The 19,612-nt window shown below is 72.7% G+C and carries 13 protein-coding genes and 1 tRNA gene; 10 read left to right on the top strand and 4 right to left on the bottom strand.

Annotated features, from left to right (window positions below):
* Positions 1-39: 39 nt before the first annotated feature.
* From repSA to ACIP63_RS05045, 3 genes are read left to right on the top strand one after another with little or no spacing between them, the layout of a single operon-like run.
* Entirely contained in the window at positions 40-1,449 is a 1,410-nt protein-coding gene (gene repSA, locus ACIP63_RS05055) for a replication initiator protein RepSA (protein WP_401511536.1), read from the top strand.
* Positions 1,446-1,643, top strand: a complete 198-nt coding sequence (locus ACIP63_RS05050; protein WP_401511534.1) for a helix-turn-helix transcriptional regulator — start codon at positions 1,446-1,448, stop codon at positions 1,641-1,643. The genes repSA and ACIP63_RS05050 overlap by 4 nt, the downstream gene beginning before the upstream one ends.
* On the top strand, positions 1,643-3,037 hold the full coding sequence (locus ACIP63_RS05045) for a tyrosine-type recombinase/integrase (protein ID WP_401511532.1): 1,395 nt from the start codon (positions 1,643-1,645) through the stop codon (positions 3,035-3,037). The genes ACIP63_RS05050 and ACIP63_RS05045 overlap by 1 nt, the downstream gene beginning before the upstream one ends.
* Positions 3,038-3,216: 179 nt before the next feature.
* Here ACIP63_RS05045 and ACIP63_RS05040 read toward each other — a convergent pair.
* Positions 3,217-3,289: transfer RNA gene (locus tag ACIP63_RS05040), tRNA-Arg, on the bottom strand.
* A gap of 306 nt (positions 3,290-3,595) precedes the next feature.
* Between ACIP63_RS05040 and ACIP63_RS05035 the strand changes: the two genes are divergently transcribed.
* The 7 genes from ACIP63_RS05035 (at position 3,596) to ACIP63_RS05005 (ending at position 12,452) form a co-directional block, all read left to right on the top strand.
* Positions 3,596-5,239, top strand: a complete 1,644-nt coding sequence (locus ACIP63_RS05035; protein ID WP_401511530.1) for a dynamin family protein — start codon at positions 3,596-3,598, stop codon at positions 5,237-5,239.
* Positions 5,236-7,224 carry a GTPase gene (locus ACIP63_RS05030; RefSeq protein ID WP_401511528.1) on the top strand — a complete coding sequence of 663 codons (1,989 nt, stop codon included), beginning with the start codon at positions 5,236-5,238 and terminating at the stop codon, positions 7,222-7,224. The genes ACIP63_RS05035 and ACIP63_RS05030 overlap by 4 nt, the downstream gene beginning before the upstream one ends.
* Before the next feature lie 155 nt (positions 7,225-7,379).
* The gene (locus tag ACIP63_RS05025) at positions 7,380-7,805 is read left to right on the top strand and encodes a single-stranded DNA-binding protein (RefSeq protein ID WP_401511526.1); all 426 of its coding nucleotides are present in this window, start codon (positions 7,380-7,382) and stop codon (positions 7,803-7,805) included.
* Between the two features lie 188 nt (positions 7,806-7,993).
* Entirely contained in the window at positions 7,994-9,463 is a 1,470-nt protein-coding gene (locus ACIP63_RS05020; RefSeq protein ID WP_401511524.1) for a Cys-Gln thioester bond-forming surface protein, read from the top strand.
* Positions 9,464-9,670: 207 nt separating this feature from the next.
* Complete coding sequence (gene ettA / locus ACIP63_RS05015; RefSeq protein ID WP_401511522.1) at positions 9,671-11,335, top strand: energy-dependent translational throttle protein EttA; 1,665 nt, start codon at positions 9,671-9,673, stop codon at positions 11,333-11,335.
* A gap of 5 nt (positions 11,336-11,340) precedes the next feature.
* Positions 11,341-11,763: a thioesterase family protein gene (locus ACIP63_RS05010; protein WP_362926592.1), complete on the top strand. Its 423-nt coding sequence runs from the start codon at positions 11,341-11,343 to the stop codon at positions 11,761-11,763.
* Positions 11,760-12,452 carry a hypothetical protein gene (locus ACIP63_RS05005; protein WP_401511519.1) on the top strand — a complete coding sequence of 231 codons (693 nt, stop codon included), beginning with the start codon at positions 11,760-11,762 and terminating at the stop codon, positions 12,450-12,452. Before ACIP63_RS05010 ends, ACIP63_RS05005 begins: the two co-directional genes overlap by 4 nt.
* Positions 12,453-12,468: 16 nt before the next feature.
* On the opposite strand, the gene ACIP63_RS05000 is transcribed toward ACIP63_RS05005, so the two are convergent.
* The 3 genes from ACIP63_RS05000 to ACIP63_RS04990 are packed head-to-tail and all read right to left on the bottom strand — an operon-like array spanning position 12,469 to position 19,524.
* Entirely contained in the window at positions 12,469-13,425 is a 957-nt protein-coding gene (locus tag ACIP63_RS05000; RefSeq protein ID WP_401511517.1) for an ATP-binding cassette domain-containing protein, read from the bottom strand.
* A complete protein-coding gene (locus tag ACIP63_RS04995; RefSeq protein WP_401511515.1) occupies positions 13,422-16,193 on the bottom strand; it encodes an FtsX-like permease family protein in 2,772 nt (923 codons plus the stop codon). Before ACIP63_RS04995 ends, ACIP63_RS05000 begins: the two co-directional genes overlap by 4 nt.
* 1 nt (position 16,194) lies before the next feature.
* On the bottom strand, positions 16,195-19,524 hold the full coding sequence (locus ACIP63_RS04990) for an FtsX-like permease family protein (protein ID WP_401511513.1): 3,330 nt from the start codon (positions 19,522-19,524) through the stop codon (positions 16,195-16,197).
* Between the last annotated feature and the right edge of the window lie 88 nt (positions 19,525-19,612).

The raw sequence follows: 19,612 nt of genomic DNA, 5'->3' as shown, positions 1-19,612 counted from the left end.
CCCCACCGATCGATCTCGCAACCGGAAGGAACACTCAGCATGGCCCATAGGGCCTCATCCGCGGCACTGAAGACGCCCACGCCCGCCCAATCGCTCGGCCCGATCACCCTTGGAGACATCCTCCGGGTGGCCTCGGCCTCCGACTACGCCCGCTGGGAGGACCAGATTCGCCGTACCGGCGGCTGCTCCGACCCGATCCATCTGACCGGCTGGACGCTCACCAAGGACAAGACCACCGGCGAGACGCTGCATCACTACTCCACCGAGAACGAGCCGGGCGGACGTCTCCGCCTCGCCTGCGGCAACCGCCGGGCCTCCCGCTGCCCTTCCTGCGCCTGGACCTACGCGGGTGACACCTACCACCTGATCCGCGCCGGCCTCGCCGGGGACGACCGCCGCGACATCCCCGCCACCGTCCGCGATCACCCGCGCGTCTTCGCCACGCTCACGGCTCCCTCGTTCGGCCCGGTCCACAACCGGCCCGATTACGGCGGCCCCTGCCGCTGCGGCGACCGGCACGCGCTAGATGCCCCGGAGTTGGGCACCGCCCTTGACCCGGACGCCTACGACTACGCGGGCGCCGTCCTGTTCAACAACCACGCCGGACAGCTCTGGCAGCGCTTCACCACCCGGCTCCGCCGCGAACTCGCCGCCCGCGGCGGCCTGGCCCGCCGGGAGCTCGCCGACCACCTGCGCGTCTCGTACGGCAAGGTGGCTGAGTTCCAGAAGCGCGGCGCCCTGCACTTCCACGCCGTCGTACGCGTCGACGGCCCCGAAGGACCCGGCACAGCGCCGCCCACCTGGGCCACGGTCGACGTGCTCACCGACGCGCTCCGGGCCGCCGCCGCGCACTCGTACACGTCTGTCTCGGTTCCGGCCGCCGACGACCGGCCCGCCCGGACGTTCCGATGGGGCCGACAGCTCGACGTTCGCCCGGTCAAGGCGTTCGGGGACGGCTCCGACATCACCGAACAGGCCGTCGCCTCCTACGTCGCCAAGTACGCCACCAAGGCCGCCGAGAACACCGGCACCCTGGACCGCCGCATCGGCGAACTCGCCGAACTCGACCGCCACGGCGTTCCCGACCACACCCGGCGGCTCATCACCGCGTGCCGCGACCTCGACGCGCTGTACCCGGACCGACGGCTCTGGGCCTGGGCTCACATGCTCGGCTTCCGCGGGCACTTCTCGTCCAAGTCGCGCACGTACTCGACCACCATCGGCGCTCTCCGTCAGGAACGCGCCGACTTCCGCGCCGCCCAGGAGGCGTCCGTCCTCGGCCTCGACGACCGCGAACCGGACACGGTCCTCGTCCTGACCGACTGGCAGTACGCCGGCCACGGCCACACTCCGGGCGAGGCCGCCCTCGCCGCGACCATCGCACGCGACCTGCACACCAACCGCGAGACCGCCCGCGAAGCCCTCCGGAGCGAAGGGAACACGGAATGACCACGGCTGTCCGGTCGCGCAAGATGCTGACCCTCGCGGAGGTCTGCGAGGAACTGGGCGTCTCGCGCTCGACCTTCTACGACTGGCGAGCGAAGCGGCGTGCACCGCGCTGCATCAAGCTTCCGAACGGCGACCTCCGGATCCGGCGGAGCGATCTCGACCACTGGCTCGACGACCGTGAGGACGCCGCCTGATGGAGACCACGTACGACGTGAAGGTCTACAAGATCCTCACGTACAAGGGGGCCCGGAAGACCACGTACACCGTGCGCTGGGAGGTCGCGGGCAAGCGCTGGCGTGAACCCTTCGGCACCGTCGCACTCGCTGAGGGCTTCCGCTCCGAACTGATTCGGGCCACGGGGAAGGGCGAGGCCTTCGTCATCGCCACCGGGCTGCCTGTGTCCCACCGCTCCAAGTCGGCTTCGATGAGCTGGTACGCGTTCGCCGTCGGGTACGTGGATGCCCGGTGGCCGGAGCTCGGCGGCAACAGCCGTAAGAACACCGCCAAGACCCTCACTGCGGTAACCATCGCACTGCTGCGTACCCAGCCGACCCAGATCGCCCCGGTGGCCGTCCGGACCGCGTTGCGCGAATGGGCGTTCAATGCGACACGCCGTGCGGACGCCCCGCGAGACGTGGTGACCATCCTCAGGTGGGTGGAGCGCAACTCCCTGCCGGTCTCCGTCTGGGAGGAGCCGGAGAGGGTTGATGAGGTCCTGCGAGCCGTCGACACGCGTCTCGACGGCAAGCAGGCGGCGGCCTGGTCCAGGAAGCGCAACCGCCGGATTCTCAACGTCGTCATGAAGCACGCAATCCGGCGGCGCGTCTTGCGGACCAACCCGCTCCCCAAGGGCAAGGAAGCGACGACCGTCACCAAGACCAGCAACGCCGTGGACAAGCGGTCTCTGATGAACGCGGACCAGGCGGCGGCGCTCCTCGACTGGATCCGTCGCCGGCCACGCGGGGGAACGCGGCTGCATGCATTCTTCGCCACGCTGTACTACTGCGCTCTGCGGCCGGAGGAAGCCGTAGCCATGCGAGTGCAGGACGTGATGCTTCCTGACCCCCACACCCGAGACCAGTGGTGTGAGTTGCTGATCCACACGGCGACCCCGGAGGTCGGCAAGCAGTGGACCGACACCGGGGAGATCCACGAGGAACGTGACCTGAAGGGCCGTGCCGAAGGTGAGACGCGCACCGTGCCGGGGCACCCCGCCCTGACGCGCATCCTGCGGCAGCACGTCGAGGACGAGCAGCTCAAGCCCGGTGATCTGCTGTTCCAGGGGGAGACGGGCGGCATTCTCGCCGGCTCGGTCATCCGCCGGGCGTGGCGCAGTGCGCGGAAGGCCGTCCTGCCTCCGCACGTGTTCGAGTCGCCCACTGGGAGGCGGGTGTACGACAACCGGCACACGCGCCTCACGAAGTGGCTCAATGATGGGATCCCGCCCGCCCAGGTGGCTGAATGGGCCGGCAACAGCGTGCCGGTATTGCTGGCCACCTACGCCCGGTGCGTCGAGGGGCAGCTGCCTGACTTGAAACGGCGCCTGGAGGCCGCGGGAGATCTCTCCGAGCCGCCAGCTGCGGGCTGACGCACCTCGCGGAAAACTTCGACACGTATTCGACAGGGCCACCCGCGAAAACCCGGTGACAGCCGGACGGCCCCGGACCTTCCCCATGATCGTCAGGGGAGTGTCCGGGGCTTCGCCGTGCCTCGCGAAACATGCTCTGACCAGCAAAAATGCCCTCCCAAAGGGAGGGCGGAGACTTGCGCCCCCGGCAGGACTCGAACCTGCGGCCAAGCGCTTAGAAGGCGCCTGCTCTATCCACTGAGCTACGGGGGCCGGGTGTCCCGGAGGGCGCTGGTTCAAGCCATCCGTGACCTTGCGGGGACAAGGATAGGGCTCAGATCACCTCGTCCCGGTTGCTTCACCTGCGTGGCACGATGTGGAGGTTCGGTGAAGCGAACCGATAATCGCAGGTGGGTGCGATTCGTGCATCGCTTTTCACGCCTCACGCCCCGGGTGTTGTGCACTCGTTATGCCTGCGCCCCACTCGTCCCCTCTGTCCCCAGGATGGATCCGCCGCGCAGAGGGGCCTATACGCTTCAAAAAGGCGTCAAAATTGGGCATTCTTCACATGTGGTAACCATGGATGTACGGCCCCAGCTCATCGACGCACTTTCCGCCCTGCGCGACCGTGTCGCTGCCGTGCGTCTTCCACTTCCCCTGCCGGGGGCCCCGCGCGCCCGGCAGACGCGGACCGAACTGCTCGCCCAGCTCGACGACTACCTCGTACCCCGTCTCAAGGATCCCGAGGCACCCCTGCTCGCGGTGATCGGCGGATCCACCGGAGCCGGCAAGTCCACGCTCGTGAACTCGCTGGTGGGATGCCGGGTCAGTGAGGCCGGTGTGCTGCGCCCGACCACGCGGACGCCCGTACTCGTCTGCCACCCGGACGACCACCACTGGTTCGCCGGGGTGCGGGTGCTGCCGCAGCTGACCAGGGTGTGGCTGCCACCGGGGCAGATCCCGGACCCGGACGGGCTCGACCACCTCGGGGCCGACGGGGACCGGGACGACACCGTGCTGCGTGTGGAGACCGCGGCGACCCTGCCCCGGGGGCTCGCGCTCCTGGACGCCCCGGACATCGACTCCCTCGTCGTCCGGAACCGGGTCCTGGCCGCCGAACTCATCTGCGCCGCCGACATCTGGGTCATGGTGACCACCGCGTCCCGGTACGCGGACGCCGTGCCGTGGCATCTGCTGCGCACCGCCAAGGAGTACGACGCCTCCCTCGTCACCGTCCTGGACCGGGTGCCGCACCAGGTGATCGCCGAGGTGTCCCGGCAGTACGCCGCCCTCCTCACCCGGGCCGGCCTCGGCGAGGTGCCCCGCTTCACCATCCCGGAGCTCCCCGAGTCCGCAGGCGGCGGCAGCGGACTGCTGCCCACCACCGCCGTCGCACCCCTGCGCGCCTGGCTCACGCACCGGGCGCAGGACCCGGCGGCCCGTCAGCAGGCCGTGGGGCGTACGGCGTCCGGGGTCATCGACTCGCTCAACGTACGGATGCCCGAGCTGGCCGGGGCCGTCGCCGCGCAGTACGCCGCGGCCGTACGGCTGACCGGCGTGGTCGAGGAGGCGTACGGGAAGGAGCTCTCGCGCGTGCGACGCAGGCTCCGCGACGGCGCGGTGCTCGCCGGGGGAGCCCGCACCCGGTGGCGCGGATATCCGCTCTACAGCACCGCGGGGGAGCTGCTGGACGCACTCGTGGAGAGCCTGATCGCTCTGCTCCAGTGCGCCGTGGCGGCCTCCGACGAGCAGATCCGCAACGTCTGGCAGCGGGAGCCCGCCGCCGGGATCTTCCGGTTCGAGGACGCCGGCAGGGAGGCCGGCGGGTGGGGGCCCGCCGAGGACATCCAGGGCCGGATCGCCATGGCCGTACGGCGCTGGCGGCGCGTCCTGGAGGAGCTCGCCGAGGAGGAGGCGCGGCTGCTCGAACGCAGCGCCGCGCCCGACGCCGAGACGGTGGCCGCGCTGCTGGCCGCCGCCCTCCTCGGCGGCCGCCGCGCCAGGGGCGCCGGGGAGCAGCTCGCCGAACGGATCGGCGCCCAGGGGGCGCTGCGCCTCCGCGACAAGGGCGGGGCGCTGCTCACCGACTGCCTGGACCAGGTCATGCACGGCGAGCGCGACCGGCGGCTCGCCCCGCTGGACGCGCTCGACGTCGCACCCGAGCCGCAGGCCGAACTCATCGCCGCGCTGTCCGTACTGCAGAAGGAGAGGTGGCAGCGATGACTGCCGTCACTGACCAGGACCGCGACCACGGACAGGGACCGGAGCGCGAGGGCGTGGAAGACGCCGGGCGGGACGACGGCAGGCGCTGGGACGACGGGCTCATCGCGCGCCGTGCCGCCGAGGCCGCGCAGGAGAGTTCCGAGGCCGAGCGGACTCCCGAGGACGACGAGCCGGGACCCCAGGTGGAGGCGTACGGACTGCCCGGCAGCCCGCTGCGGCCACGGCTGGACGCACTGCGTGAACTGGTCGGGCTGTCCCGCGCCCGGCTCGACGGGGACACCCTCGCCGAGGCGGGCCGGGTTCTCGACGAGGCGTCGGCGCGCCAGCGGCTCTCCTCCCGGCACACGGTCGTCGCCGTCGCGGGGGCCACCGGCAGCGGTAAGTCCACGCTCTTCAATGCGCTCGCGGGCGTCCAGATCTCCGACACGGGGCTGCGCCGGCCGACGACCTCGGCCCCGATCGCCTGCAGCTGGACCGACGGCGCCGCCGGGCTGCTCGACCGGCTGGCCATCCCCGGCCGGCTCCGTCGCAGGCCGGTGCAGGGCGGCACGGCCACCGACGAGGCGTTGCAGGGGCTCGTCCTGGTCGATCTGCCCGACCACGACTCGGCGGCGACCGGCCACCGCGAGCAGGTGGACCGGGTGCTGGCCCTGGTCGACGCGGTGATCTGGGTCGTCGACCCGGAGAAGTACGCCGACGCCGCCCTGCACGAACGCTATCTGCGGCCCCTCGCCGGGCACGCCGAGATCTCCTTCGTCGTGCTCAACCAGATCGACCGGCTGTCCGGCGAGGCCGCCGACCTGGTCCTGGACGACCTGCGCCGCCTGCTCGACGAGGACGGCATGGCGGTGGGGGAGCACGGGGAGCCGGGCGTCACCGTCATGTCCCTGTCCGCGCTCACCGGGGCCGGGGTGGGAGACCTGCGCGAGGTGCTCGGCAGGTTCGTGCAGGCCCGTACGGCGGCGGCGCGCAGGCTCTCCGCCGACGTGGACGCAGCCGCCGCGCGGCTCCGGCCGGTGTACGTCGCAGAGGGGCGGCCGGGGCTCGGCGAGCGGGCCCGGGAGGAGTTCACCGACCGGCTCTCGGAAGCCGTCGGCGCGGCGGCGGCAGGCCAGGCGGCGGAGCGCGAGTGGCGGAGGAACGCGGGGCGGGCCTGCGGGACGCCCTGGCTGCGGCTGTGGCGCTGGTACGAGTCCACCCGGCAGCTGGGCGGCGGCCTGGACCTGATGGCGCAGGCCCTCGCACCGCCGGAGGAGGAACTCACCGCCCGGCAGCGCGTGGAGCAGGCGGTACGGAAGCTGGCGGACGACGCGGTGGACGGGCTGCCCACGCCGTGGGCGCAGGCCGTGCGCGAGACGGCGGTGAACGGCGCGAAGGGACTGCCGGAGGCGCTGGACGAGCTGTCACGCAACGCGCAGGCGGGAGCCGGCGGCCGAGGCCGCGGGGGCGGCGCGGACACGGGGTCCGCCCCCGGGGGCCAGGGCGCACAGGGCGCGGGCGGGACGACGACGGCGGCGGGGCAGGGCAAGCGTGGTTCCGGTCCCGCGGGTTCCGGTTCCGGTTCCGGGGGCAGGGCCACCGCGCCCGTCGCCGGGGCCCCGGGCGGCCGCCACGCCAGGCCGCCCCGCCCGGCATGGTGGCCCGCGGCGGTGCTCGCGCAGGCCTCGATGACGCTGCTCCAGATCTTCGGCGGACTGTGGCTGCTCGGCCAGATCGTGGGCGTGCTCGAACCGGGCCTGCTCACCCCGGCCCTGCTCATGCTGGCGGGAGTGGTCGGCGGGCCGCTCGTCGAGTGGTCGTGCGCGGCGGCGGCGCGGGGGCCCGCGCGCCGGTACGGGCAGGAGGCGGAACGGCGGCTCCGCGAGGCCGCCGCCGGATGCGGCAGGGTCAGGGTCCTCGACCCGGTGGCGGCGGAACTGGCCCGCTACCGCGAGGTGCGGGAGCGATATGTGGCGGTGACGGAGTTGTCCACAACCGGCGGGTAATCCACAGGCGTCGGCGGGATTCCCCCTTTCCGTCCAGGATGGTTCGCAGCGGGTCGGACAGCCGCACCGGACCGCACGTCCGTGCACCGCATCGGTGCAGGGCGGACTGCGGGCCGGGAAGCGGACGGAATGCGGCAGGAATCGGGGGACCGGAAATGAACGAGACGTCGGTGACACTGGTGGGAAACGCCGCGACCGCGGTGGACTTCCGGGAGACGGCCACGGGGCCGACGGCGCGATTCAGGCTGGCGGTGACGCCCCGGCGGTGGGACCGGGAGCAGCAGGCCTGGACGGACGGCCGCACCAGCTTCTACACGGTGTGGGCGCGGCGGACGCTCGCGGCGAATCTGTCCGGTTCGGTCTCGGTCGGAGAGCCGCTCGTCGTGCACGGCCGTCTGAAGGTGCGCGAGGAGGAGCGGGACGGGGTGTGGAAGACCTCCGTGGACATCGAGGCCGTGGCGGTGGGACACGATCTGACCAGGGGGACGGCGGCGTTCCGGCGCGTCGTCAGAGCCGACTCCTCCCTGACGGCGCCTACGCATCGTCAGAAACCAGCCACGGAAATGGCATCGGTGTCCTGAAGGGGAGGGGGCGCGCCGAACAGGGCTATAACGATTACGAGTCGGAATGCTTATGTGATGGCATGAAGGGGGATTCCCCTTCGCTCGCTCCTTACGATTCCCCAGTACTCATGCGGCACTTGAGTTTGCTGGCGAGACACCTCCCACACGCGCCTCAAGCGTGAAGGTCTCGCCCGGAGGGGAATTCTGTGTTTTCTGTGTCTTCAGCACGCACTTCGTCGTCGACGGAGGGCTCCCCCGGGGGCCGGAGCAAGGGCCACGGCCGCGGTCTCGTCAGGACGGCCGCCGCGGTGCTGGCCACCGGGCTGGTCGCTGCGGGAACGATCGTCGGGGCGACGGCCGCCACGGCCGCGCCGACGGACGAGTCGGGTCAGCACCAGGGTGGTGCGGTCGCCGTACTGGACGGTCTGAAGACCTACGGCACCGCCGAGCTCAACACCGGTGAGGGCAAGAAGCCCCAGGAGCTGCCCGCCGGCCTGTTCGAGATGAAGGTCGACGGCGGCGGCACGATCCAGACGTACTGCATCGACTTCCACACGCCCACCAAGGACGGAGCGAAGTACCTGGAGACCCCCTGGGACCAGTCCTCGCTCGGCACCAACCAGGACGCCGGCAAGGTGCGCTGGATCCTGCAGCACTCCTACCCGCAGGTCAACGACTTCGCGGCGCTCGCCGAGCAGGCCGGTACCGGCCCGCTCGACGAGAAGACCGCCGCCGCCGGCACCCAGGTCGCCATCTGGCGCTTCTCGGACAAGGCCGACGTGACGGCCAAGGACGCGAACGCCGAGAAGCTCGCCGACTGGCTGGAGGCGAACGCACAGAACGTCGCGGAGCCCAAGGCGTCCGTGGGGCTGTCTCCGTCCGCGGTCTCCGGCAAGGCCGGGGAGAAGCTGGGTCCGATCACCGTGCACACCGACGCCGGTCAGGTCTCGGTCGCACCGCCCGCCGACGCCGCCGCCAGCGGGGTCCAGGTCACCGACAAGGCCGGCAAGCCCGTCACCGAGGCCGCCGACGGCACCGACCTCTACTTCTCCGTCCCCGAGGACGCCACCGACGGCTCCGCCTCGTTCTCCGTCCAGGCCTCGACCTCCGTGCCCGTGGGCCGGGTCTTCGCCGGACTGATCAAGAGCCAGACGATGATCCTCGCCGGCTCCAGCGAGTCCACCGTCTCCGCGACGGCCACCGCCACCTGGGCCGAGAAGGGCGCCGTCCCCGCGGTGACCGCGGAGAAGAACTGCGCCAAGGGCGGCGTGGACATCACCGCGAGCAACACGGGTGACGAGGCGTTCACCTTCGAGCTCGCCGGCACCGAGCACACCATCCCGGCCGGTGAGACCCGCACGGTGACCGTCCCGGTCGGCGAGGACGAGGCCTACGACTTCACGATCACCGGCCCCGGCGGCTTCAGCAAGAACTTCAAGGGCGTCCTGGACTGCGAGACCGCCGGCACCCCCGCCCCGGGTGACGACGTCACCACCCAGACCGGCTCCGAGCCCACGCCCGCCGCGAGCACGCCCGCTGCGGAGGGTGACCTCGCCGCGACCGGCGGTTCCAGCGCCACCCCCGTCATCGCGGGTGTCGCCATCGCCCTCGTCGTCCTCGGCGGCGGCGCGGTCTTCCTGCTCCGCCGGAAGAAGCCGCAGACCAGCGGTGAGTGACTGAGCACAGGCGCAGCGGGAATGCGCCGGTGAAGGGCCTGGTACGGACCTCCGTACCAGGCCCTTCGTGCTCCCCGGGCCTTCCGGCCGGGCCGTCCGGCAGGGGCCGGGCCCGTACCGGGAACCGGACGGGTTTCCGTCCGGGTGCGGACGTCAGGCAAGATGGGTGTATCTGCCCACACCTCTATTGCTGCCGGACGGTTTCTCTTGGCTGAGTACATCTACACCATGCGCAAGACGCGCAAGGCGCACGGCGACAAGGTGATTCTCGATGACGTCAACCTGAACTTCCTGCCCGGCGCGAAGATCGGTGTCGTGGGGCCCAACGGTGCCGGTAAGTCCACGGTGCTGAAGATCATGGCCGGCCTGGAGCAGCCGTCCAACGGTGACGCCTTCATCTCGCCCGGATTCAGCGTCGGCATCCTCATGCAGGAGCCGAAGCTCGACGAGAACAAGTCCGTCCTGGAGAACGTCCAGGACGGCGCCGCCGAGATCATGGGCAAGCTCAAGCGCTTCAACGAGGTCGCCGAGCTCATGGCGACGGACTACTCCGACGCGCTCATGGACGAGATGGGCAAGCTCCAGGAGGACCTGGACCACGCCAACGCCTGGGACCTCGACGCCCAGCTGGAGCAGGCCATGGACGCCCTGGGCTGCCCGCCCGGCGACTGGCCCGTCAACAACCTCTCCGGCGGCGAGAAGCGCCGCGTGGCGCTCTGCAAGCTCCTCATCGAGGCCCCGGACCTGCTCCTCCTCGACGAGCCCACCAACCACCTCGACGCCGAGTCGGTGAACTGGCTGGAGCAGCACCTCTCGAAGTACGCGGGCGCCGTCGTCGCCGTGACGCACGACCGGTACTTCCTGAACAACGTCGCCGAGTGGATCCTCGAGCTCGACCGCGGCCGCGCCCTGCCCTACGAGGGCAACTACTCCACGTACCTCGACAAGAAGGCCACCCGCCTCAAGGTCGAGGGCCGCAAGGACGAGAAGCGCGCCAAGCGGCTCAAGGAAGAGCTGGAGTGGGTCCGCTCCAACGCCAAGGGCCGGCAGACCAAGTCCAAGGCACGTCTCGCCCGTTACGAGGAGATGGCGGCCGAGGCGGACAAGATGCGGAAGCTGGACTTCGAGGAGATCCAGATCCCGCCGGGCCCGCGGCTCGGTTCCATCGTCGTCGAGGTCGAGAACCTCTCCAAGGCCTTCGGCGACAAGGTCCTCATCGACGACCTGTCCTTCACGCTCCCGCGTAACGGCATCGTCGGCGTCATCGGTCCGAACGGCGCGGGCAAGACCACGCTGTTCAAGATGATCCAGGGCCTGGAGACGCCGGACTCCGGCGCCATCAAGGTCGGCGACACGGTCAAGATCTCGTACGTCGACCAGTCCCGCGCCAACATCGACCCGAAGAAGACCCTCTGGGCCGTCGTGTCGGACGAGCTGGACTACATCAACGTCGGCCAGGTCGAGATGCCCTCGCGGGCGTACGTCTCCGCGTTCGGCTTCAAGGGCCCGGACCAGCAGAAGCCGGCCGGTGTCCTCTCCGGTGGTGAGCGCAACCGCCTGAACCTGGCGCTGACGCTCAAGGAGGGCGGCAACCTGCTGCTCCTCGACGAGCCCACCAACGACCTCGACGTCGAGACCCTGTCCTCGCTCGAGAACGCGCTGCTGGAGTTCCCCGGAGCAGCGGTGGTCATCTCCCACGACCGCTGGTTCCTGGACCGCGTCGCCACGCACATCCTGGCGTACGAGGGCGACTCCAAGTGGTACTGGTTCGAGGGCAACTTCGAGTCGTACGAGAAGAACAAGGTCGAGCGTCTCGGCGCGGACGCGGCCCGCCCGCACCGTGCCACCTACAAGAAGCTCACGCGAGGCTGATCGACTTGGCCCGTCACATCTACAGCTGCCCGCTGCGCTGGTCGGACATGGACGCCTTCGGCCACGTGAACAACGTGGTCTTCCTCCGCTACCTGGAGGAGGCGCGCATCGACTTCATGTTCCGGCTGGCGCCGGGGGACGGCTCGCCGTCCTTCGCCGGCGGGTCCGTCGTGGCCCGGCACGAGATCGACTACGTGCGCCCGCTGGTCCACCGGCACGCCCCGGTGACCATCGAGTCATGGGTCACGAAGATCACCGCGGCGTCGCTGACGATCGCCTACGAGGTCAAGGACCCCGAGCAGGTGTACGTACGGGCGTCGACGGTCGTCGTGCCGTACAACCTGGCCGAGGAGCGGCCCCGGCGGATCACCGCCGAGGAGAAGCTCTTCCTGCAGGAGTACCTCGACCAGGAGCCCGCCGTCGCATGACAGTGCCTGTGCGGTCGGCGCGGTTCGCCGACGTGAGGGAGGCGGCCGATCTCGCCGCCTTCCTCGGCCGGCTCCTGCACTACGACCGGGCCGCCGCCGTCCGTCTCCAGGCGGGCGGCGGGGCGCTGGCCGTCTTCGGCCGGCCGCCGTCGTTCGAGGTCCTCGCGATCCGGACGGCCCGGCTGTCCGGGGCGCACGACTTCGACGTCACGGTCTCGGCCGGTGAGCTCCTCGAAGCGCTCGACACGGAAGGGGCCGGCGAAGCGGCCTGCCCCCTGCCCGCGCCCGTCACCGGCCCGCCCTGGGCCGGGCTGCTGCCGCCGCGGAGCGGCTGGCGGGAGCGCCCCGGGCTGCCGGGCCCCGTCGACCTGCGCACCCGGCTCACCGACGCCGTGGCCGAGTTCCGGTCCCGTGACGCGGCGCTGCCCGAGGACCGGCGCACCCGGGCGGAACGTGACCTGATCGGCCACGACATCTGGTCCCGGACGGTCGGGGACACGGAGCTCCCGCTGCGCGCCGTCCATGCCGCCCAGTCCCTCGGCTTCCTCCGTCCGGCGCCCGACTTCCCCGTCGCGCTGCTCACGGCGGGATCCTGGCTGCGGCTGCGCACGCCGTTCGGCTCGATCGCGCTGCGCGGCGCGGGCGGTGCCGGCCTCGGCGCGCTCGCCGTGACGGTCGGAACGGCCTGAAGCCGCCCGCCCGGGCCTACTCCTTCGCCGCGTCCGGCCACACCCCGATGTGGTCCTGCTCCAGCTCCAGCATCACCCGGTGCTCCATCCCCAGGGCCTCCGTGTAGTCGGCCGGCAGCTGAAGCCGCCCCGCCCGGTCGAGCATCGCGTACTCCCGCGCCACCTGGGACTCCTGCCCCGTCGCCGCGTCCACCTCGGTGCGCCGCAGCACCTCGGACGACGTACGGCCGTCGCGGATCGCGACCGTGCGGCGTACCTCGCTCGCCACCGCCTGGTCGTGGGTGACGATGACGATCGTCGTGCCGAGCTCCTCGTTGGCACGCCGGAACGCGGCGAACACCTGCTCGCCGGTCGCGGAGTCCAGCTCACCGGTCGGCTCGTCGGCGAGCAGCACCGACGGGTTGTTGGCCAGGGCCACCGCGATCGCCACCCGCTGTTGCTGGCCGCCGGACATCTGGGCGGGGCGGCGGTCGCGGCAGTCCGCGACCTCCAGCATCTCCAGCAACGACTCGGCCCGCGCGGCCCGTTCGCGGTTACGGCCGCCGCCACGCAGCTGCATGGGGAGCGTGATGTTCTGTACGGCGGTCAGATACGACAGCAGATTGCGGGAGGTCTGCTGCCAGACGAACCCGACGACGTCGCGGCGGTAGCGCAGCCGCTCCTTCTGCCCCATCGCCAGCAGGTCGCAGCCCGCCACCTTCGCCGACCCGGCCGTGGGGACGTCCAGGCCCGCCAGGATGTTCATCAGGGTCGACTTCCCACTGCCCGAGGCGCCGACCAGGGCCATCAACTCGCCCTCGGTGACCAGCAGGTCGAGCCCCTGGAGCGCCTGCACCTCCACCCCGTCCGTGGAGAAGATGCGCACCAGCCGGTCGCAGGCGATCAGGGCGTCGTGCCCGTACGAGGGCCGGTCACGGCGCGCCGCGGCCCGTCGTTCGAGTTCCGCCAGGGTGGTCTCTGTCGACGATGTCACCGGGTGTCTCCTGCCCTGAGTTCCTTGATCGATCCACGACGGCTCGCCCACCACGCCTGGACTCCGGCCACGGCGGCGGCGAGGACGACCACCCCGGCCGCCGGGAGCGCCAGCGACAGGAGGTCGGCCCGCAGCGAAGCGGTGTGAGGCGTCGAGGGATCGCCGCCGGCCAGTGCCAGCGCGCCCAGATCGACGCCCGGTGCCAGCAGGGCGATGGTCGCCCAGCCGACGAGGAGCCCGCCGAACGCGGCCAGCAGCGCCTGCGGCATCGCCTCGAACGCGAGCAGCCGCCTCCCCTGCCGCGTGGTGAGCCCCATGGTGCGCAGCCGGGCCAGGAGCGTGGTGCGCTCCGGGGCGGTCTGCAGCAGGGAGAGCCCCACGGCGAGCAGCGCGTATCCGGCGCCCGCCACGACCGCCGCCCCGTAGATCCGTTCGGCGCCCGACTGCATCGGGGTGTCCACGAACCTCTCGCGCTCCGCCGACCGCAGCCGCACCCCGAACTCCGGCCCCTCGTCGCGCGCTGTGGCCGTGAGCCGGCGCCCGTCGAGCGAGGAACCGGTGACCAGCAAGGTCGTGGGATCCGACTGGGCGAGCCCCTTCGCGTCGACGATCAGGAACTCGGAATCGCTCACGGCGGAGGTGCGCGTCAGCACCCCGGCGACCCGCACCCTGATGTCACCCGCCTGCGACCGGATGGTGTGCGGCCGCTCGCCGAGCCGCTCACCGAGCGCGGGCGAGACGAGCGCGGGAAGCACCTTGTCCTGCCCCGGCCCGCTCTCCAGCGTGGCCACGGGGAAGGCCGGCAGCCCGGTGCCGCGCGCCAGTCGCGCGTACGACTCCGGCTCGACGCCCATCAGCGTCGCGCGCTTCGTATCCGACCTGACGTCCGGGCCGGCCGCCAGCGGGGTGCCGTACTCGATGCGCACGGGGGCGACGTCCTCGACGCCGTCCTGCGCCCGCACCTCACGGACGAAGCCTTCGGAGAGCGGGGAGAGCCCGCCCTCCGCGCTGATCCGGGCGTCCGCGCCGACGGCCCGCAGCGACGCCTCGTCACGGGCGTCCGCGACCCCCGCGAGCACCGAGCCGCCGAACGCGGCGGTGGTCAGCGCGATCAGCAGGGCCAGCAGGGGCAGCGTGCCGCTCGACGAGGCCCTGCCCGCGCGGGCCAGCGACAGGAAGCCGACCGCACCGCGCAGCCGCGCCACCGGGCGGGCCGCAAGGCGCAGCGGCAGCGGATACAGCCGTACGAGTACGAGCGCGGCGATCAGCCCCACCAGGACGGGCGCGGCACTGACCAGCAGATCGGCGCCCGAGCCCGTCGACGTGCCACGGCGGCGCAGTGCGGCGACGGCGCCCACCGCCAGGACGAGCAGGGTCAGTTCGGCCACCGTACGACGGCGGGAGGGCTTGGCGTCCACCATGTCGTCGCGGGCGCCGTGCAGCAGGGGCCTGCGGTGGTGCAGGGCCGTGCGGAGCGGCAGCACCAGGCAGACGAGCACCGCGACGGCCGCCGCACCCGCCACGGCGGGCAGCAACCTGGCCTCCCCGACGAGGAGGACGGCCAGCAGCAGCCCGAGAGCGGCAGCGGGCAGCACGGCCACCGCCGTCTCGGCGAGCAGCCGCCCGCCGATGCCCCGCAGCGAGCCGCCACGGGAGCGCAGCAGGGCCAGTTCGTGGTGGCGGCGCGCGCCGATCAGCCCGCCCGTCATCAGCAGGACGACGGCGGCCACCGCGCCGATCCCCACGGCGGCCACCGTGACCACGGGCCCGATGGCGGCGCGCATCGCCGTGTACGCGTCGAGGATCGCGTCCAGGTCCGTGGTGAGCGTCGTGTTGGGCCCCACCAGGGCACGCAGCTTCAGCAGCGCCGGGCCGTTCTCCAGCCCGGCGACGGCGTCGCGGAGCCGGGGGACGTCGGCCGCGGTGAGCCCGGAGGGGTCCGGGGCGAGACGCCAGTACAGCTCCGGTTCGCCCATCGTGTCGAGCAGCGCCGGGCCTGTGCCGGGCGCCAGGAGCAGGGTCCCCGTCCAGTAGAGGACCGGCGTCGGGGAGGCCGGGTCCTGCATCAGGGACGGGGCGCGGTAGAGGGGGGCGACCGACCAGTAGCCGCTCTTCGGGTGCAGTGGGGTCACGATGCCCGTGACGCGTACGGTCAGCGGCTTGCCGCCCTGGGTGGGCACCGCGAGCGTGGAGCCCGGCTTCATCCTCAGTTCTTTCGCGGTCTCCTCGGTGACGGCCGCCTCCACCTCACCCTCGGCGGCGGTCACCTCGCCGTGGGAGGCGGGCCAGCGCCCGGCGGCCAGCTCGCTGTGCTCGCCGAGCGCCGACGGGACGGCGTAGTGCAGCTGGGGAGGCATCGCGTTGGGCCGGGGCAGCCAGGGCTCCTCCGCGACGACCGGCTTCGTGGTGTGCACCCCGTAGGAGGAGAGCGGCGGATCGGCCCGCACGGGGCCGGGAAGCGCCTTCACCAGCGCCCGGTCGATCCCGGCCAGGGACTGCTCCCGCATGGCCTGCTCCCGCACCGGACGCGGCGCGGCGAGCGAGGGCGGCGGCGTGGCCACTTCGAGCACGCTCTGCCCGGGTGCCGCCGTCGTGACGTCATGGCGCAGGGCCTTCGTCTCGTACGCGTCCACGGAACGCGGGAACGCGGCGGCGAGGAAGGCGGTCAGGAACACCAGGACCGCGAGGGCGGCGGAGATACCAGGGGCGGTGCGCAGCCGCGTACGCACCCAGGGGGCGCAGGCGGCCGGGATCTTGGCGGCGTTCATGTCAGTTGTCCCCCTGGTGGCGCAGCGACACCGCGGGATCGGCGCGGCGCAGTGTGATCGCGGCGACGGTCAGCAGCGGCACCGCGGCGACCGAGGCGAGCAGGACCGTGACCTGTCCGGCCGGCAGCAGCACCAGTACGTCCGGCACGGGCCTCGCGGCCTGCCCGGTCAGCACGACGAGCGGTACGACGGCCCTGGTGAGCGCCGCCCCGAGGGCGAGTCCGATCAGCAGGGCGACGGCGATCAGGACGCCCTGTTCGGCGGCCGCGGTCCGGGCCAGCCGGCGGCGGGGTGCGCCCAGCGCGCGCAACACCGCGAACTCGGCCGCCCGTTCGCGCTGCGAGCCCACCAGGCCGACGGCGAAGCCGACCGCCGCCAGCGCGGCCGCCACCACGGCGACGGCCAGCAGCGCGGACTGCGGCCCCGCCCCCAGCGGGTCGTCCGCCAGCTCCCGCGCCACCTCGTCGCGCACCCGCACCTGTGCCGGATCGGTGCCGGGCAGCGCACGCAGCTCCGCCGCCACCTTCGGGCCGTCGCCGGGGGCGGCGCTCAGCCACCACTCGGTGGGCGCCAGGGTGGCGCCCGGCCGGTGGGCGAGCACCTCCGACACCGCCTTCAGATCCAGCAGCAGGCTGCCGCCCGGCTTCGTGGACGACTCCTCCGAGGCGCCCTCGGGTACACCGGCGGACGCCCCGGGGCCGGTGGTCGGGAGCTGTCGCACCGACGTCACCAGCTTCACCCGGACCGTGTTGCCCGCCAGCGTGAGGTCGATCTCCTGCCCCGGCTTCGCCCCCGCGTACGCCAGATACGCGTCGGTGGCCACCGCCTTCAGCAACGGGGCCGCGGGACGGACCGCCGTGATCCGCAGGGTGCCGACCGCGGCGCCGCTGCCCCAGAACGAGTCGTCCGGCGGGGTGGCGCCGGTGCCGTACCGGAACGACGGGGCGGCACCCGAGCCGGCCACCTCCTCAGCGGCCTCGCCGGGGCGGGTCTCACTCCCCTCGGCCACCGTCGTCCCCGCCTTCCAGCGCACTCCTTCAGCAGTCGGCGCCGGCTCCTCACGTCCGTCCGTGGTGCGGGCCCGGAGCCGCGTCACGTCGACAAGCCGCCTCTCGGGGCGGACGGCGGGCACCTCCCCGTCCAGCTCGAATCCCGTCACCGCCAGTTCACCGGCGGCGGACACGGGGAACGACACGCTGTGCGCGCGGCCGTCGACGGGCACGGCCCCCGCCCCGATCCGGTACCCGATGCCGTAACGGTCCTCCAGCAGCACGCTCACCAGCGCCGTCGACGAGGACGGGGACCTCCCGCCGGGCGCCGAGGTGTCCCGGATCCGCAGATCGAACAGCACCCGCTCACTGCCTTCGGGCAGGACCACTCCGGCCCGCGCGGTCCTCGGCGGCGCGATCGCGTCGAACAGCTCCCGCGGAGACGTGCCGGACAGGTCCTCCCGCATCAGCATCCGCTCGTCCGCGTGCGCGGTGTCCAGGGCGAGGACCTCGGCCGTCCGGCCGCCGGAGAGATCGGCCGTCGTACGGAAGGCCGGAGCCGCCTCCCGTACGCCCGGAAGATCCGTGTACGCGGCGGCCTTCGCGGGGTCGCCCGACAGCGTCCCCACCATGCGCACCGACGCACCCGACCTGAAGTCCGCCTGGTCACCCTGCGAACGGTCCCAGGACGCGCCCTGGCCGATGGCCAGCATGCCCATGGCGACCGACAGGACCAGCAGCAGCACCGGGCCCGCGCCCCGGAGCGGCCGGCGGCTGAACTGCCAGCCCGCCAGCGCCGCGGACAGCCCCCGCCCGCCCGCCGCACGGCGCTCCGCGAGCCGGGCCGCGGGCGGCAGCAGACGCAGAGTCAGGACGGTGCCCGCGAGCAGGGCCAGCGCGGGGGCGGCGACCAGCAGCGGATCGATGCCCAGGTCACCCTCCCGGTCACCGCTGAGCGCACCGCTCCCTGCCCCGGTCTGCCGGTCCAGCTGCCAGTACGCCACCCCGGCGATCAGCAGCAGCCCGATGTCGGCGCCCGCCCGCACCGGAGTGGGCAGCCCCGCGGCCCGGGCCCCACGGCGGCCCCCCGCGCCCGCCGTGAGGGCGGGCGCCACCACGGCCAGCGCGCACGCCAGCGCGACGGCGCCCGCCACCAGCCAGACCGTGCCGTCCACCCCGCCGTCGAGCCGCAGCCCGATCCTGCCGAGCTCGCTCCGGGCCGCGAGCAACCGGGTCAGCGGACCGGCGAGCAACGGCGCGACGACGGCGGCGGGCACCGCGAGCAGCAACGCCTCGATCGCGGCCAGTGAGGCGATCCGGCCCCTGGACCCGCCCCGGGCCCGCAGCAGTTCGGTCTCGCCGCCACGCTCGCTGCTCAGCAGCCTGGCCACGAGCAGCAGGGCGTACGCGGCGAGCAGGACGAGCTGCACCGCGACGATCATGATCGTGGAGCGGGACACCAGCAGTGCCCGTTCGATCTGGCCGATGACGGTCGGCAGCGAGGTCCGCACCGTGGCACCGTCCCCGAAGACCGGGGAGGCGGACAGCGCCTTCGGCCCGTCCGTCGCCGCCCGGCGCAGCGCCTCGGTCCGGCCGGTCGTCACCGAACGGAAGTCGGCGGCGGCCAGCCAGGACACCGGACCGGCGCTGACCCGGCCGGAAGCGAGCACGGCGGGGTCGGCCAGCAGGGGGCCGTACGTGGTGAAGACGACCTTGCGGGCGCCGCGCCCGCCGAGCGGGTCCAGCTGCCAGTACGGGTCGTCCAGATCGGCCGGCTCGTAGATGCCGGTGATCTCGACCGGCAGCGACGTCTCCTTCAGCCGGTCGGTGAGGGTGAGGCGGGAACCCGGCTTCAGCTTCAGCGCCTCGGCGGCGGCGCTGGGCAGCGCGACCTGCACGCCCTCCTCGGCGTCACCCGCCCCGGCCTCCGGCAGGCGCCCCGCGGTGAGTCGGATCCGGCTGCGGTCGAGCGAGGCGAGATGCGTCAGATCGGGCTCGTCGCGCCGCGCGGCGGGCGCCCCGAGCCCGTCCGGCAGCGCGTACGACCCCGAACTCTCCAGCTTCCGCACGGTCACCGGAAGCCCGTCGAACGTGTCGCGGGCCGCCCGGCGCACCTCGGCGTCGGCCTCGCCCCGCTGCTCGCGGTCCACATCGGCGGAGACGAGGAGCGAGGCCTGCGCGGCGGAACGGTGGGTGAGCGTGTGCCGCAGAGCGGCGTCGCCTATGGAACCCGAGAACGCGGTGAGCGCGGCCAGCACACAGGTGGTGAGCAGCACGGCCAGGACGGCGGCGGCGAGCAGGAGCCGGTGCGCGCGCACCCGCAGAAGGACGAACCCCGTCACCTGATCCCCCGAACCCTCAGCAGCCGCACGCCTCGCACGCCCCCCGGCGCGTACCGGATGCTTTCAGAGTGCACGGGCTCCTGGAAAC

The sequence above is a fragment of the Streptomyces sp. NPDC088746 genome (assembly GCF_044751065.1).
Taxonomy (GTDB): domain Bacteria; phylum Actinomycetota; class Actinomycetes; order Streptomycetales; family Streptomycetaceae; genus Streptomyces.
The sequence above is the reverse complement of the archived record's forward strand: the minus strand, read 5'-3'. Positions and strand labels throughout refer to the sequence as shown.

Excerpts from the sequence above, each read along its gene's own strand:
- repSA (WP_401511536.1), top strand. The coding sequence starts at position 40 with ATGGCCCATAGGGCCTCATCCGCGGCACTGAAGACGCCCACGCCCGCC.
- ACIP63_RS05050 (WP_401511534.1), top strand. The coding sequence starts at position 1,446 with ATGACCACGGCTGTCCGGTCGCGCAAGATGCTGACCCTCGCGGAGGTC.
- ACIP63_RS05045 (WP_401511532.1), top strand. The coding sequence starts at position 1,643 with ATGGAGACCACGTACGACGTGAAGGTCTACAAGATCCTCACGTACAAG.
- ACIP63_RS05035 (WP_401511530.1), top strand. The coding sequence starts at position 3,596 with ATGGATGTACGGCCCCAGCTCATCGACGCACTTTCCGCCCTGCGCGAC.
- ACIP63_RS05030 (WP_401511528.1), top strand. The coding sequence starts at position 5,236 with ATGACTGCCGTCACTGACCAGGACCGCGACCACGGACAGGGACCGGAG.
- ACIP63_RS05025 (WP_401511526.1), top strand. The coding sequence starts at position 7,380 with ATGAACGAGACGTCGGTGACACTGGTGGGAAACGCCGCGACCGCGGTG.
- ACIP63_RS05005 (WP_401511519.1), top strand. The coding sequence starts at position 11,760 with ATGACAGTGCCTGTGCGGTCGGCGCGGTTCGCCGACGTGAGGGAGGCG.
- ACIP63_RS04995 (WP_401511515.1), bottom strand. The coding sequence starts at position 16,193 with ATGAACGCCGCCAAGATCCCGGCCGCCTGCGCCCCCTGGGTGCGTACG.